Genomic DNA, 16,830 nt, shown 5'->3' on the forward strand with positions numbered 1-16,830 from the left:
TCAGTTCGTTTTGATCTTACTCAGCATATTTAGAACCGCTTGAGCCGTTTCAGCGCGAACCGCATTGGATTGCGCTGCGAAAGTGCCTTCCGCTTGACCTTGCATCAAACCGAGCTCGATTGCTTTATTGACATCCGCCGTCGCCCATGGCGATACTTGGCGGCGATCCGCCAGCGCAGTCACATGATCCGCAGAAGCGCCTTTAGCCCCTTTGACATGTTCGTAAGCCCGAACGATCAGCGCTGCCATTTGCTCTCGGGTTATCGGTGCATTCGGAGCAAACTCATGTGCGGAGACACCGGAGGTAAGTCCCGCGTTGTAAGCTGTGTTAATATCCGCAGCATACCAATCATTTGCTTGAACATCCGTAAACTGCGTCCCTGCGCTGCTTCCCTTGAGACTAAGCGCCTTCACAAGCAACGTCACAAACTCCGCACGGGTCGTGGTACCCTCTGGTTTAAACTCAGTATCGGTCACTCCCGATACGATCTGACGAGCGGAGAGTACTTGCAGCGTGCGATACGCCCAATGATTCTCAGGAACATCTTTGAACGTTTTATTGTATTCCATCACAGCATATTTGCTGAAATGCGGAGCATCAAAAGTAATGGTTTTGCCGATCGCATCCTTTTGACCGCCGATGTACTGCCAATTGTGCGCCGTTTCATCATAGAGATAAGCAGCAATCAAGTCTTCATCGAACTGGCTGCTGCCATAAGGAAGCACCACTTGAACCGGCTCCTTAAACGAAGCGAGCTTCGTTTCCTTGCCGCTGCCATCTGTCACAGTCAAAGATAAATCATAGACCTGGCCGCCAAATTTGAGAGCAGCATTTCCTGATTTGGCATCAACCGCCGGTACGGCATCAATCCGCACTTTGACAATCAGGTTTGCATCCCCGTTAACCTGGCCGACCAATTGCTGCATGACCGTCGGAGGAATGGATACGGCAACTCCGCCGATTCTCACTTCTACCGTACGATCGCCTGCTGTTTGCAATGATAGAGCCGTTAATATCGCTTCCTTGCTTCCATTCGTCAACGTAACCACCGCTTTTCCGTCATGCACCTCAAGCTGGCTAGGTGTCACGGAAGGCGTCGATACCATTGGCGATGTTTCCGATGAAGTAGTCCCCGTTGATGTATCCGGTGGCGACACGGAATCCTGACCGCTAATCGCAATCACGGCCTCACCTTTCACGCCGCTGCCGTCGTCCGCGGTCGCAACAACCTTCACTTGACCATTCTTCACTGCAGTCAATAAGCCGTTCGCGTCGATGGTCGCCTTATCCGTTGCCGTTCCATCCTCATTCAGCACAGTCCAAGTTACCGTTCTGGTATCGGCATCCGGCGGAACTACGTCCGCTAACATTTGCAGTGTGCCGTTTTTAGACGTAATTGCTGTTAATCCGCCTGCTCCGCTTACAACAATACCGCCGACCGGCGTCTGACCGCTAATCGTAATCATGGCCTCGCCTTTCACGCCGCTGCCGTCGTCCGCCGTTGCAACGACCTTCACTTGACCGTTCTTCACAGCGGTCAATAGACCGTTCGCGTCGATGCTCGCCTTATCCGTTGCCGTTCCATCCACGTTCAGCACAGTCCAAGTTACCGTTCTGGCATCGGCATCCGGCGGAACTACGTCCGCTAACATTTGCAGTGTGCCGTTTTTAGACGTAATCGCTGACAACCCGTCAGCTCCGCTTACCGCAATACCACTGACAAGCACCTGATCGCTAATCGTAATCACAGCTTCGCCTTTCACGCCGCTGCCGTCGTTCGCCGTCGCAACGACCTTCACTTTACCGTTCTTCACCGCGGTCAATAGACCGTTCGCGTCGATGCTCGCCTTATCCGTGGCCGCTCCATCCTCGTTCAGCACCGTCCACGTTACTGTTTTGGCATCGGCATCCGGCGGAACTACCTCCGCTAACATTTGCAGTGTGCCGTTTTTAGACGTAATCGCTGACAATCCGCCTGCTCCGCTTACCGCAATACCACTGACAAGCACCTGACCGCTAATCGTAATCACGGCCTCGCCTTTCACGCCGCTGCCGTCGTTCGCCGTCGCAACAACCTTCACTTGACCATTCTTAACTGCAGTCAATAAGCCGTTCGCGTCGATGCTCGCCTTATCCGTTGCCGTTCCATCCTGATTATATACCGACCAAGTTACTGTCTTGATAGCTGCATCCGGTGGAGCTACGTCTGCCGACATTTGGAGCGTTCCGCTCTTCGTATTAATCGTTGCTTTTCCTCCGGCACCCGTTACGGCAATGGAGGAAACCGGCGTTTGCCCCGAGATTTGGATGGTCATGCTGCCTTGAGCCGCCGAACCGTCCGTGGCCGTTGCTGCGACTTGAATCGTTCCATTCCCTTGAGCAGCAAGCAAACCGTTGGCATCGATGGTCGCTCTTGCGCTTAGGGCTCCGTCCGGGTTATAGACGGACCAGAAAACCGTTTTATTCGCTGCAGTCGCAGGCTGTACGTCAGCCATCAGCTGGAGCGTACCGCCTTTTACCGTAATCCCGGTCACCCCGCCTGCCGAAGCGACACTAACGGAAGAAACCGGATTCCAATAAGAAATGGCCGTTCCATTCATTCTAAAGTCAGTAAATTCTGCCGTTTTCGAAGCGATGGCGGTATTCAGTTTTCTTGTGAAAATACCGACCTTTGCATTCGTTAAGGACATCGTAAAGTTATTCGCATGCTGAGTCCAATTCTGGCCGTCAGCGCTGTAGTAGGCCGTGTACGTCGAGCCGACTCTCTGGATTTTCAGATAAATATCGCTGCTCGTTATAGGATCCGCGATATTCTTATCCGTCTGAGTGCCATTGCTCACCTGCGAGAAACGAAGCTGGCTCACAGCGGAACGTCCAAGAGAAATCAAATTTTTATCATCTTGGTAGACGACAAGCCCCGCCCACTCGAAGTTATTGCTGGCATCAAATTTAAGCTTCGTGGTGATTGTGAAATCTCCCACTGTCCCGGGATCCATAAGGAGAACACCCTTCGGATAATTGCTTGCAGAGCCCCAGGTTCCTTCCTGCGTCGAAAGCTTCATCACATTCCCGTTCTTCGGATCAAGCGCCCAATAGCCCGCGCTTTCCCTGACCCAACTCCATCTGCTGTCCAGATTGACCGATTGCCCAATTACAGTGACAAGCGCGCTTCCTGCAACATTAGAGCCGTCGTTCGCTTTGGCTACTACTTTGACAGTGCCGTTGCCCTTGGCGGTAAGCAGCCCTGCCGTACTGATGCTCGCATTCGTCGTTGCCGAATCGTCCGTGTTGACGACAGACCAGGTCACCGATGGATCGTCCGCGTTATCCGGTGCGACCGCAGCATTCATCTGCAGAGTGCCGCCCTTGAGCGCAATTAGCGACGAATTGCCCGCTCCCGTTACGGTAATGCCTGAAACTTTGGCAACCTGACCGGTGATGGTAATCAGTGCCTCACCTTTGACTCCGCTATGATCGTTCGCCGATGCGACGACCTTCACCGTGCCGTTATCGGCTGCGGTCAGCAGGCCGTTGACATCGATGGAAGCCTTGCTCGTCGGTTGACCATACGTATCGAACACTGCCCATGTTACCGATGAATTGTCGGCACCAGCCGGAGATACGGCTGCCAGCATTTGCAGCGTGCCGCGCTTGGCGGTTATCGTTGCCATGTTTCCGGCTCCTCCAACCGTAATTCCGGTAACCGCAGCGTTCGGCGCAGGATAAACCGTAACAGTCGCCTGCGCCGGTACCGTAGTCCCATCCACCACGCCTAGAACCGTGAACGTTCCCGGAGCTGCAAATTGAATCGGCGTTATCGGATTCCAGGTAACATGCGCCAGCTTGGACGTTACGTCGGAGAACTGCTGCGTTACCGTATCCGGCAATACAGGCGCTTTGCCTGCAAAGGTATCCACAGCTGCACCTATAATGCCGGTTGTCGTTCTCGGCGTATAGTCGTTTAATGTCGTCCGCATTGTGCCTTTCTTAACGAACGTGCCCGCCGCATTGGCAATATGTGTAATCTCCCCCATACCGCCCAAAAAGACAGTCGTAGCATGATGAATGGTTACTCCCGGCACATCGGGAATCTCAATGGCGCGCTCCAGCTTAACGTCCGCATCCCGGAAGAAGGAATACAGCCCAAGGCCATAGGCCTGATGGGAAGTCACCGTATCCGCCACTTTATAAGAAGCATACCCGTTGACTGTGCCGTTGCTGCTCATCCATCGCTCCTGATTCGGAACGTCATACGGGATTTCCGTCTGGTAGAAATACATTTTTCCGCGTTCGCCGTTCCATAAAGTCTGATACTGATGGAAATGCTCAACGAACAAACCGTAAAAAATAACATCATTTCCGTTCACAATCATCCCGTTGGTCGTCAAATTCGAATCCCATCCGGCCCCGGTACCGTGATCCGCCCGCCAGACCCAGAAATGGTCGCCGATGACGTTGTTGCTATTAATCTCCACACAGACATCCGCCAAGGCCAGCGCATCTCCGCCGACTCTAAAATACAAGTCTTGCAGAGAAGTAGGGTTGGCTGCATGATTGGCTGCACTGCCTTTCGGTCCTACCTGCAAGAGAACGGGCGAGTTTGTCGCCCCGGCTTCAAAGAGAAGGCCGGCAATCTTCACGCCGTCTACATCCGCTACCGATAAGGCAACATTGCCGCTATCAGCATGAAGCGTTGCAAGCCCTAAACCGAGCACGACGGCGTTAGGATTGGTCACTTGAATCGGCTTGCTCGTATGATAGACCCCTGGTGTAAGGAGCAGATTTTTACCTTGAGCAAGGGCTGCATTGATCGTGTCGACAGACATTGCTGGATTTGCAATAAAGAAGTTCTCGATGGAGAGCGACGTTCCCGCCGGCGTCCCGTTTGCCCAGCTTGTCCCGTTGGCATTCGCCCTTACGTCAGGCACAAACACGTTGTATTGGTTGGCGGCCGGGTCCCAGGTCAAGAAAGGCTTTTCCCGAACAACCGGCGTTTGATTAATGACGGTATACGCGTTGGTCGGCCAATTCTCTACAGGTGGATTGACGTTGCCCAGCAGCGTTGTGTTCCACACCGAACCGTTCCAGCTAGCCCATTGGCTGTTTCTGGAGAACCACTGCTGCTGCGAACCGGGGACGACACTGCCGTCGACCATGGAATCGGCCAAATAGCCCCCGCTCGCCCAACCGCCCTGATCGTGCAGGGTCAGGCTGCCCTTAATGTGCATGCGCCTCATGGAAGCCGCTTGCGAAACCGCCCACAGCATGTTTCCGCCGGACGGCGTCTCGGCAAAGTTCTCAACCGATCGCCAGAAGTTCTGGGTAGCATTGTGCGGCGGAAGCCAGTTGGCGTCAACAGAAACGCCGCCGGTAAGGTTAACATCATCCGGCAGCAAACCCAGGCCGGCGACTTGCGTGTAAAAGCCAAGTCGAATATTGGCCGTGTATGTGCCCTGTTTGAAAAGCATCGCATAGCGCTCTTGACCGAATTGATTTTTTTCCTGAACTGCAAATATGTCATCACTGGTCGTTTGAATATCCGCTGCAGGCGTCGAAGAATCAAAGATATACACATTCGGACCGAAATCGGGCTGTGTCAAAATCGAGGCCTGATCCACATCCGATTCCGCACCGCCGCTAATGGAAGTCACCTTATAGAAATATCGGACGTTGGCGTTTAAGCCCGTATCCATGAAGGTGGTTGTGGCAATTGCGGCACCGTTGACCTTCGTAAAAGTTCCATTGCCGTTAGAAGAACGGTATATGTTATATCCGGTCGCTCCTGTTACAGCCGGCCATGCCAGTGTAATGGAGCTTGATGTCGAGTTTGCAGCGTATACCGCTGAAGTGACCGACGTTCCTGCGCCCCCGCCCGATGAGTCGCCAGCCGTAGTTGCCCAAGCTCCGGACGAGCCAATGACCAGGCTCAGCAACTGCGCACCTGCGAGCATGGCTGACAGTTTCCTTTTTAACATGCTTTTCCCCCCAATGTCTTGTTGTCTAGAAAAAATATAGCGCTTTCAGACTATACTACCATTCAAGTAGATGAGATCGAAGTCGCTAGTTTTACTACTTTGAACAAAAATTTGACTTCTTTTCACGGAAGCGTAAAAAAGCCAGCTGCGACAGAGCAGCTGACTTTCTTTTCATCTTTTTCAAACAAATCGGCTCGGCACAACGCCGTAATGCTGCTTGAACACTTTGACAAAATACCCTTTGCTTTCGTAACCCAACATCTGAGCGACCGTTTCCAGTGTTTTGTCCGACCCGTTCAGAATTTCCTTGGCTCGTTCCATCTTGACGCGCGTCACGTACTCGATGAACGTTTCCCCGGTTTCTTTCTTAAATAAGCGACTAAAATAACTGGGATTCAAGTGTAAATAATCCGCCACTTCCTCCAGTGTAATCTTCCGCCCCAGATGGCGCCCTATATACTTTTGAGCGTCAATGATCTCTACTTTTTTGCTTTGCTTGGCAATTTGCTCCATCAGTTCGGCTGCATCTTTTACAATACCCGTCAGCCATTCTTCAAGCTCGCCGATACTGGCTAACTGATCCAAATCTCTTTGCAGCTTCTCATTGGCATATTGCTGATTGAACCTTAGCTTCAGCATCATATCGAGTACCAGCTTGAATACGAATTGCTTCACGGATTTGGGCGGGAAACGATGCTGCGAAATGAATTGAATAAACGGCTTTACAACCGCAGCAGGATCGGCATTCCCGTCGAGCATAAAGCGATTTAATTGATCGGCGTACACATAATAATGGGCAAGCGGATCTTTCTCAAGCGCTAACGAGTAGCTGTTCTCGCTGCTTTTCACAAACTCCGGCTCCCACGCGTAGAACAAACGCTCCGAATCCTGCAGCAATCGGGCATACTGCCGCTTGATGCCGGATGGATCGCCGACCATCTCCCCCAATACCATGGAGACAGGAAGCTTGAGAACCTGAGTCAGCTTGTTCTGGACATCTCTACACAGTGCTGCTATACGGTCGTAAGGGTTGATTCTCAAATCTTTCCGGATGTTGAACAGGAGACAAAACTCTTTGGCAGAATAACTGAAAATGACCTTATCCCTTTCGGACTCCAATAGTTCTTCAACCGCATTTTCTACGATAAATTTGACGGTGTCCTCACTTTCATATCGATGCAGTGCATGACGGAAACGGTGCAAACGACAGACAACCGGAATGAAATACGGCAGAATAGGGTTCAAACCGAAGTCTTCCAAACGCTCGATCCAGCTAGGATCCTCTAATACAGGCGTGGAGAGGAGGTCGCGCAGCCATTTCTCCTTAGCCGCAGACTTGTTCCGGTTCACTTGCAGATGAAGATTGCGCACTTCGAATTGCAGTTCATCTTCTTTCTCCATTTTGGACTTCGCTTTGACAATAAGGTCGATCAAATGCTGAGGCTCCAGCGTCTCCTTCAAAATATAGTCCTCGACACCGATTTGAACCGCCTTCTGTGCGTATCGAAAATCGTCATGACACGATAAAATGAAAAACCGTGGTCTTGAGCTGATGGCTTTGACGGCTTTAATAAATTCGATGCCATCCATTCCCGGCATGCCAATATCGGTTACGATCAAATCCGGCATAGACGTTCGGCAAATTTGCAGAGCCTCCTGAGCGTTTGTGCAGGTGCCTGCAAGATGCAACTGATGATCCTCCCAAGCTATCATCATTCGCAAAAACTGCAAAACCGCCACATCGTCATCAACCAACAAGACGCTATGCATATTCATCTGCCTCCTTGTGGAATGTGATCGGCATTCGGAGTGTCAGCCTGAATCCCTGACCCGGCGAGCTTTCTATTTCCATGTTATAGACGTCCCCATAGATGATGCGCAGACGCTCATTCACATTTCTTAACCCGATGCCATTCATGCGGGATGACCTCTCTCTCTTATCGTCTCCCCGCTGACCGGTTTCCGTGAGCATCGCCGTGACATGAACCAATTGTTCCTCCGTTATCCCGATGCCGTTATCTTCCACGCGAATATAGAGCAAATGTCCCTGCTTCCATGAGCTTAAAGAGATAAGCCCGTGTTTCTGCTGCAATCCATGGAGATAAGCATTTTCAATTAGCGGCTGCAGCGTAAATCGGGGAATCATCGCAAGCAGCGTATCTGAAGCCAGACTGATGGCAAGCCGAACATTCTCCAGATGCCGGAAATTCATAAGCTTCATATACTGTTCAATCGTACCCGATTCCTCGTGCAGCGTAATGTATTCGTTATTCCGGTTAATCGTCATCCGAAGAACCGTGGACAAGGAACCAATAATTTCTGCGATTTCCACCTCGCCCTTCATCCTGACCTGAAGCCGAATGGAATTAAGGGTATTAAATAGAAAGTGGGGGTTAATTTGCGCCTGGAGCGCCTCCAATTCGGCCATTCGCTTCCGCCCTTGCTCCCATTCAATTTGGCGGATCATATCCTCAATCTTGTCCAGCATTCTGTCGAATGACGAACCTAGCCGTCCGATCTCATCCTGTCCTGTAACCTGCGAACGCTGATCCAGATTGCCGAGCTCAACACGCGAAGCTGTCTTGACCAGCTGCACGATCGGCTTGGTCAGCTGCCGCAACAGGTAGAACAGGACGAGAGAAAACAAAACAAAAAACAACGCTTGAAAGACAAAAATATCGTTCAGGAAATTACCGATATTGCCGGTCACAACCCAGTACGGCGTCAAGCTTTGCAAGCTCCAGTCGGCGATAGCAAGGGAATGATTATACGCAATGTACTCCCCGCCGTTCCAATCCAATTTCTCCGTCAAGCCGGAGGAAAGCATCGAAGCCGGAACCTTGCTGCCGATCATCTGTACATTGGCATGGGAAACTATCGTCCCCGTCCCGTCCAGCAGCATCATCGTCTGATCCTCGGCATATTTGCTGAAGATTTCATGAATCTGTTCCTCCGGCTTGCTGATAATGATGTAGGCATTGGGTGCGTTGGCATACAGCTGAATCGTACGAACAACGGTAATCAGCTTCGGAAACCGTCCGGCATCGGAACGCACATAGTTGTTTTGGACGCCGACCCAATTGGTGGTATTGACCGGATCCCCCGCCATCTGCTGCAGCCACGCTTCTTTGTATAACGACGATAAATTGTTCTGGTACGTAGAGTAGTTGGAAAAATACAAGCCGCTGGGCAGCACAATCGTTACATAGGTCTTTCCTCCAAAAAAGGTGAGCTGCTCCAGCTTCTCGGCCACGGGCTTATAGGCGAAAAAGTCGACCTGATTGCCGCTGCTCTTGTCGTAGCTGTTCGATGCGAGCCTTAAATTCGTAATGAACTCGCTGTCATATTGAAGCATGTTAAAAGCGTTCAGCATGTCCCTGACAATGTTGGAAATATACAAGTCCGCCACTTCCAGCGATTGCTCTGCTTTAACGGACGCTTTGGTGGTCAGTTCATTTTTGGTATACAGCCCCGTAAGCGCAAGCGTAAGAATAGAAGGAATAACCAGACATAACAACGAGATGGTGATCAGCTTCTGACGCCAACTAAAGGAAGGCCATCTCATCCAGATCTCTCCCTTCTTTTGTGAACATAGGCCTGTCTATCTGGAGTGTATCATATCCGTACGCGTCCAGATACAGCTCACGAAAAAGGGATGCCGTGTTAGGCATCCTCTTTCTTCCATTTTTATTTCTTATTCGCATCGATTATTTTTTGCAGATTCGTTTTAATACTTTTCATCGTCGTTTCGATGTCTGCCGCACCGAGCAAAAATTTCTCGGCTTCAGAAATGTAGGCTTTTTCGATGTCTGCAAAATAGGAAACGGCGATCGGGGGATCAGGAAGCTTCGATATGGTCAGCGTATTGATCAAGGACGCCTTATCAATCTTGTCCGGGGTCTTCGTTGCGGCAATAATCTGATCCAGCTCATTGTTAAGATTCGCTTTTTTCCATGCGGACAATTGCTTTGTCAGCCCCATTCCTTCCGTAGAAAGGAAACGGATGAATTGATAAGCCTCCTGTTTATGCTTCGACTTGGACGAGATGACCAGAGAATCCGCTCCGCCGAACGAGTAATTCTCGTCTCCCTGGTTGTTAGTTGGCCAAGGAGCGAATGCGGATACGAACGCAGCAGGAATTTTATCGGTGCCACCCGCTTCTGCGATCATCCACGGTCCGGTCGGCAGCATGCTGGCTTTGCCCTGGAAATATTCGTCCCGATACGGAATTTTCTGCGTGACAACATCTTGGTAAGGTCTGACACTGCCGTCCGTTCGCTCCATAGCGTAACGCAGCTCAAGCGACGCTTTCATCAAAGGATTATCGGCATCAAGCGCCGTTCCATCATCGGTCATAATGCCTTGATTTTTCGGTGAGCTGTACTTTTTGAGCAAGAAATAGTCCTTCCATGTGTGCATGAACGCGCCATACTGCTTGTTCGGTCCCTCCCCCTTCGTAAGCTTCTTGGCGTAATCCCGGAATTCATCCCACGTCCAGCTCTTCGGAACGGCAAGTCCCGCTGCATCGAGCTGCGCCTTGTTCAGCAGAATGAACCACGGCCCGAATTTACCCGGCAATGAGTACCGTTTCCCGTTCACTTTCATTTGTTCGGCTTTGTATTCATCGCTGTATTTTACATTTTCTTTGGTCAAATATTCGTCAAGCGGCTCCAGCATGCCGCTGGTGGCCCTTTTACTGAAATCCGGGGTTGAATTCAGCGAAAACACGTCAAAATCCTCTCCGGATGCATACATAATATCGATTTTTTTCTGCGTTTCATTTGAATCATTTTCCACTAACGGCAAGTATTGAACTTTAATGTTCGGGTACTTCTTCTCAAAAGCATCAATCGTCGGCTGGTAGACCGAGGCTTTCTCCCAGTTCAGGAATTTAATCGTTACCGGTTTGGCGGGACTGGCCGCAGCGGACGCGACGGGATCGGATGCTTTGATTGGTTCTGCCTTGGAACCGGTCTCTCCGCCGCAGCCCGCGAGCAGGCTTGCGATAACGATAGAAGACGCGGATACAGACAGCCATTTTCTTTTCATGATTGAATACCTCCCTTAGGTGAACAACCTTTATGTTCTCTACTTCATAACCTTATCAGCTATGAATTCGTTTTCAAAGTTAGTATCTTTACTACTTCGCTTCTTTTTTTTACCCTTTAACGCCTCCCAGCGCTATACCCGCAATCACCTGTTTTTGCCCAATGATGAAAATAACGAGCAGCGGAATGATGGCTGAAACCGTACCTGCCATGATGAGTGAGTAGTAAGCCCCGCTCTCGGAAGAAAACTTTTGGATGCCGATTTGAACCGTTGCCAGGACATCGCTTCTGAGAAAAATCAATGGATTCTGATAGTCGTTCCAGGTCCAGATAAAACGCAGAATCCCGTAAGTGGCAATCGCGGGTTGAACAAGCGGCAATGCAATTCGGGTGAAAATAACAAATTGACCTGCACCGTCGATTCGCCCCGCGTCCAAATATTCTTTGTGAATACCAAGAAAAAACTGTCGGAGCATAAACGTTCCCAATGCGCTGAAGGAACCGATCAACACAAGCCCGAGATGCGTATCGAACAGATTCAGCCATTTGAAGATCATAAACTGCGGCACAATAATGGATGAACTCGGAATCATGAACGTCATCAGAACGACCGCAAACCAGGCCTGCTTTCCTTTGAAGTCAACATGAGAGAAAGCGTAGGCGGCCATACTGGACACGATGATTGAAATCAGTGTCGTCAGCACACTGACTTTCATCGAATTCCAGTAATATCGCATAAACGGATGCTCCCCAGACCAAACCTCATGGTAATTTTGGTAAGCTTGCCAGTGCTTCGGAATCCATTCGACCGGGTATGTAAACACATCGATCTCCGGCTTCATCGAAGCGGATATCATCCATATAAAAGGAAGCAGAAAGGCTGCTCCCACGATCAGCAGGAGAATCGTAACGACGGCTCTCCCAAGTTTACCAGTTGTTTCCATTTGCCTGCCTCCACACCTAGTAGTTGACCCATTTTTTCTGTCCATAGAGTTGGATAATTGTCATGAGCAGGACGCAGCCGAACAAAACCCATGCCATGGACGACGCATATCCCGTCTTCAAATTTTCGAACGCCGTCGTATACAAGTAATACGTAATGACCGAAGTCGAGTAAGAAGGGCCTCCGCCCGTCAGCACTTTAATAATATCGAAAGACTTGAAGGAGCTGATTAGTCCTGTCACTAACAGGAAGAGCGTTGTCGGCGATACCAGCGGCATCGTGATTCGCAAGAACCTTGTCCAGGGCCCCGCCCCGTCCATATCCGCCGATTCATACAGATCCCTTGGAATCGCCTGCAGCGCAGCCATATACACAATCATGCAGAAGCCGATGCCGATCCACACGAGAATCAACATAACCGATGGAAGCGCGTAGTGCATGTCTGCCAGCCATTTGGGAGAATCGGCAACCCCGAGCGCCTTTAGCGCTTGGTTGACCGGACCGTACGAAGGATGGAACAGCAGTTGAAAAACAATCGCCACAGCTACAATGCTGGATATGTAGGGCATGAAGAAAATAACTTTAAACAAACTTTTCATGTACACATACTTATCTATGAGCACCGCCAGAATTAACGCGAGAATAAGCTGTATCGGCACGACAAGTAAAAGCACCAAATTGTTGCGGAACGATTTCAAAAACACCTGATCATCCAACAGCAGGAAATAATTTTTAAATCCGATAAATTTCATTTTGTCCAATCCCGCAATAAAGCTCCAATCGGTGAAACTGAGAATCAGAGACAGCAGCGTAGGAATAATGGTAAAAATGATCAACCCCATCAGCATCGGCCCCACAAGGATGTAGCCCGCCAGATTCTCCTTTTTTTCGCCTTTTATCTTTCGAAGAGCGGAGGCCGGTTTTGTTTCAGTTTTCAGCACGATGTCTCACCTCAGTGTTCTTGTTAAAATAGCTGTCTCGCTAATGCTCTAACGATAGTTTTATTAAACTGTTTTATGTCGTAAAAAAAAAGTTATAGATTTGACTATTCTCAAAAATATTTGACTACTATGCCTCTCTGATAATAAAAAGCGCAGCTTTTGAATCGCTCCAAAAAGCTGCGCCATTTTTCCCGTTATTCATTGCGAGGCATAACGTACTAATTGTAGACGTTAAACTCCCTTACGGACCACCAGTTCGTCGCCGTCCCGGTCTGCACGACCTTAATGTAACGCGCCGTTTTGGGGGCGAGACTGATCGTAATCAACGGATCCGTACCGGTTCCGCTGGCAACCTCGCTGCCCCAATTGGTGCCGTCGCTGGACACAAACACTTGATATCCGCGCGCATAGTCCTTACTGTTGCCGGTGCAGTCTAGGGTCAATTTATTGAAAGTTTTGGCCGCTTTCATATCGACGATGAAATATTGGCCGGGGACCATATCCGTCCCGGTCGTCCAACGGGTGGATGCGTTGCCGTCCAGCATGTTGGCCGGCGTGCTGTTGACTGGGGAGGTTGTCGCCGTCCAGCCCGTGCGGTCAAGTGCGGAACCGCTTGCTGCTTTCGTATACGCGCGCACGTAATCCACATACATCTTCTGCGGCAATGCCGTATCGTCAGGGCTCGTTTTTCCGGTAAACGGTGTGTTGGGACCGCCAATCGCCAAATTCAGAATGAGATAGAACTTCTGATCAAACGGCGCCGGATACGGAGCGGAAGGCGTGAACCATCCCGTTTTTGTGGAAAAGAGCACATCATCAACGTACCAGCGGATGGCATTTTCTTCCCATTCGACCGCAAATGTGTGATACGAATCGGCGAAGGATTGCCCGCTTGGCAAGAAGTAGCTGGCCCCGGATGAGGAGTCGTTCGGCCAATCGTTGCCGTAGTGAATGGTACCGGACACTTTATCCGTCACGTCACCGCGATTTTCCATAATATCAATCTCGCCGCTCTTCGGCCAACCGCCGTAAAGGCCATCTGTCGAAAGCATCCAAATAGCCGGCCACATGCCTCTGCCCTGAGGAAGCTTGGCGCGAATCTCGAAACGTCCGTACTTCCAATCGCCTTTGTTTTTGGAAATGAGTTTTGCCGACGTATAGGACTGACCGCTATAGCTTTCTTTCTTGGCGGCAATGACCAGCGAGCCGTTCTCCAGATACGAATTGTCTCTTCGGCTTGTATAGTACTGAAGCTCGCTGTTGCCAAACCCGCCCCCTTGATCGATAAGACTCCAATTGGCGGAATCCGGTGCGGAGCCGTTCGTTCCGTTAAACTCATCGGACCACACAAGCTGCCAGTTGTCGCTAGGAGCCGAGTATGCGGAATGGACGGGCAGCAGGCCTATCATCAGAAACAGCAGAAGCATCATAGATACACGTTTATTCAACAGTTGTCACCATCGCTTTCTTCATTCGTCAATTGTACACATTGAACTCTCTGACAGACCACCAGTTCGTTGCCGCAGCGGTCTGCACCACCTTAATGTATCGCGCGGTTTTCGGCGCAAAATTGATCGTAATCAGCGGAGCCGTGCCCGTCCCGCTGGCCACCTCGCTGCCCCAATTGGTACCGTCGCTGGAGACGAACACCTGGTACCCGCGCGCATAGTCCTTGCTGTTGCCGGTACAGTCAATCGTAAGCCCGCTGAACGTTTTCGACGTCTTCATGTCTACGACAAAGTATTGTCCTGGCACCATGTCCGTCCCGGACGTCCAGCGGGTTGTCATATTGCCGTCCAGCATATTGCTTGGCGTACTACTCACTGGAGAAGTCGTTGCCGTCCAGCCCGTACGATCCAGCGCTGTCAGCATCGGTGTGCCGGTTCCCTGGAATTCAGCCACCGTCTGCCTCATCGCTGCGCTCGGTGAATTCGCATAGACGCGATCGCCAATGTTGTTAATGACATGCGTGATCTCACTGCCCGCCGTTCCCGAAAGCCAGATCGTCGTCATGTGGTGTACCTTGACTCCCGTTACATCTGGCACCTCGATGCCGCTATTCAGTTTGACCGCCGCATCTCTGAAGAAAGAATAAACGCCAAGTCCCCAGGCTTCATGCGTAGTGACGGTATCCGCGACCTTGTAGGAGGGATAACCGTTCTCCGTTCCATTCCTGCTCATCCAGACCGATTGATTCGGTACATCGTACGGAATTTCCGATTGATAGAAATAAGTGCGGCCACCATTGCCGTTCCAGAGCGTTTGATACTTGTTGTGATGTTCGTTGAACAAGCCGTAGACCGTCACGTTGTTTCCGTTCACAACCAGCCCGTAATTGGAGTCGTTCACTCCCCAACCGCTGCCGGTGCCATGATCGGCGCGCCAGATCCAGAAATGATCGCCGATCACATTGCTGCTGTTGATTATCAAGTCAGTGTCTGCCAAGCCTGCGCCTGCTCCGCCAACCCGGAAGAACAAATCCTGTAAAATCGTCGGATTCGAGCTATGGCTTAGCGAACTGCCCGTCGGTCCGACTTCCAGCAGCGAGGACGACATGGACGGGCCGGCATCGTACAGAATGCCCGAAATTTTCACGCCGTCGACATCAGCTACCGACATGGCAATTTTCCCGTTATCCGGCACGAGTGTCGGCATGCCGATGCCCAGAACGACCGTGTTTGCATTTGTGATACGAATCGTATCATTTAAGTGGAAGATGCCTGGTGTAAACAGCACATGCTTGCCTTGATTCAGTGCAGCGTTAATGCTCGCAGCCGTGGCCGTTTCCGGCCGGGCAATATAGAACTGATCGATCGGGAGAGAGGAGCCCGGTGTCGAGCCGCTGGCCCAGCTGACGCCTTTGGTATTCGTTTGCAGCGTCGGGACGAAAATGTTATATTGCCCGGAGCTGTTGACATACAGATACGGTTTTTCCCGCACGACGGGGGTATTGGCAACAATCGTGTAGGGCGGATCAGGGAAAGTGGCCGCAGGCGGCGAAGCGTCTCCTACCATAACCGTGTTCCAGACGGAACCTCCCCAGGACGCATACTGATTGTTTCGATTGAACCACTGCTGCTGCGAAGCAGGTGTGACTTTATTGTCCACGATGGAATCCGCCAAGTATCCGCCGCTGGCCCAGCCGGCATTATAGTTGGCATCAAAATCGAACAACTCCAGACTTCCCTTGACGTGAACGCGCCGCATAGGCGCAGCCTGCGAAACAGCCCACCGCATCTTGCCGCTCGATGGCGCCACCGCCAAATTTTCAATGGATCGCCAAAAATTTTGCGTCGCGTTGCCGTTGGCCCACTTGGCATCCACGTTAAGTCCACCCGTAATGCTCACGTCATCGGGATTCTGTCCCAGCCCCGCAACATGCGTATAGAAACCCTCACGGATATTCACATTATACGTTCCGGGCTTAAAAAGCATCGCATATCGCTGAGTACCGAACTGATTCGTTTCCTGCTTGGTGAAAATGGTTCCGGCGACGCTCTCGATGTCGGCAGCCGGCATCGTCGGGTCGAATACGTAGACATTCGGCCCGAAAATCGTGGTGTTTGCGTCGCTAATTGATGCCGCTTTGGAAATTCCGGATAATACGGGCAATAAGCTCATTGCCAAACTTACAACGGAAACAGCCGCAAGCACTTTTTTAATCATGATACCTCCTCCTGAACTGAAAAATAAGATATGATGCTCTTGATTTCTGCGTAAAGTAAACGCTTTCACCTCCTCTTATCTGGTATTGTAATCAAAAATCAATGATTTTCTAAGAAGCTAAAATGACTGTTTTTAAAATTTTTTTACCATTGTTTCACTGTCATGATAGCGGTACATGAACAAAGCCCCCAACACCTGTTGGAGGCTCCGTCTTTGTCTTTGTCTCTGGCTTTGTCTCACCACTGCACTTACTCAG

Annotated in this window: 8 protein-coding genes; all 8 read right to left on the reverse strand. The window is 50.7% G+C overall.

Annotation, left to right across the window (positions count from 1 at the left end; translation table 11 throughout):
* The 8 genes from AC3WRW_RS10985 to AC3WRW_RS11020 all read right to left on the reverse strand — a co-directional run bounded on the left by AC3WRW_RS10985 (position 1) and on the right by AC3WRW_RS11020 (position 16,574).
* Complete coding sequence (locus AC3WRW_RS10985) at positions 1–5,976, reverse strand: pectate lyase-like domain-containing protein (RefSeq protein ID WP_492546356.1); 5,976 nt, start codon at positions 5,974–5,976, stop codon at positions 1–3.
* Between the two features lie 180 nt (positions 5,977–6,156).
* The gene (locus AC3WRW_RS10990) at positions 6,157–7,746 is read right to left on the reverse strand and encodes a response regulator (RefSeq protein WP_492546357.1); all 1,590 of its coding nucleotides are present in this window, start codon (positions 7,744–7,746) and stop codon (positions 6,157–6,159) included.
* Positions 7,739–9,541: a cache domain-containing sensor histidine kinase gene (locus AC3WRW_RS10995; RefSeq protein WP_492546358.1), complete on the reverse strand. Its 1,803-nt coding sequence runs from the start codon at positions 9,539–9,541 to the stop codon at positions 7,739–7,741. Before AC3WRW_RS10995 ends, AC3WRW_RS10990 begins: the two co-directional genes overlap by 8 nt.
* 122 nt (positions 9,542–9,663) lie before the next feature.
* The gene (locus AC3WRW_RS11000) at positions 9,664–11,025 is read right to left on the reverse strand and encodes an ABC transporter substrate-binding protein (protein WP_492546359.1); all 1,362 of its coding nucleotides are present in this window, start codon (positions 11,023–11,025) and stop codon (positions 9,664–9,666) included.
* Positions 11,026–11,134: 109 nt separating this feature from the next.
* Positions 11,135–11,968 carry a carbohydrate ABC transporter permease gene (locus AC3WRW_RS11005; RefSeq protein ID WP_492546360.1) on the reverse strand — a complete coding sequence of 278 codons (834 nt, stop codon included), beginning with the start codon at positions 11,966–11,968 and terminating at the stop codon, positions 11,135–11,137.
* 16 nt (positions 11,969–11,984) lie between these two features.
* Positions 11,985–12,908 (reverse strand): carbohydrate ABC transporter permease, encoded by a 924-nt coding sequence (locus AC3WRW_RS11010; RefSeq protein WP_492546361.1) that lies wholly within the window; start codon positions 12,906–12,908, stop codon positions 11,985–11,987.
* Positions 12,909–13,126: 218 nt separating this feature from the next.
* Entirely contained in the window at positions 13,127–14,338 is a 1,212-nt protein-coding gene (locus AC3WRW_RS11015) for a family 16 glycosylhydrolase (RefSeq protein ID WP_492546362.1), read from the reverse strand.
* 46 nt (positions 14,339–14,384) lie between these two features.
* Complete coding sequence (locus AC3WRW_RS11020; RefSeq protein ID WP_492546363.1) at positions 14,385–16,574, reverse strand: pectate lyase-like domain-containing protein; 2,190 nt, start codon at positions 16,572–16,574, stop codon at positions 14,385–14,387.
* Positions 16,575–16,830: the final 256 nt, after the last annotated feature.

Source organism: Paenibacillus sp. FW126-R14, assembly GCF_058789495.1.

Coding starts and splice junctions, on each gene's coding strand:
- AC3WRW_RS11020 (WP_492546363.1), bottom strand. CDS start 16,574: ATGATTAAAAAAGTGCTTGCGGCTGTTTCCGTTGTAAGTTTGGCAATG.
- AC3WRW_RS11005 (WP_492546360.1), bottom strand. CDS start 11,968: ATGGAAACAACTGGTAAACTTGGGAGAGCCGTCGTTACGATTCTCCTG.
- AC3WRW_RS10985 (WP_492546356.1), bottom strand. CDS start 5,976: ATGTTAAAAAGGAAACTGTCAGCCATGCTCGCAGGTGCGCAGTTGCTG.
- AC3WRW_RS11015 (WP_492546362.1), bottom strand. CDS start 14,338: ATGATGCTTCTGCTGTTTCTGATGATAGGCCTGCTGCCCGTCCATTCC.
- AC3WRW_RS10995 (WP_492546358.1), bottom strand. CDS start 9,541: ATGAGATGGCCTTCCTTTAGTTGGCGTCAGAAGCTGATCACCATCTCG.
- AC3WRW_RS11000 (WP_492546359.1), bottom strand. CDS start 11,025: ATGAAAAGAAAATGGCTGTCTGTATCCGCGTCTTCTATCGTTATCGCA.
- AC3WRW_RS10990 (WP_492546357.1), bottom strand. CDS start 7,746: ATGCATAGCGTCTTGTTGGTTGATGACGATGTGGCGGTTTTGCAGTTT.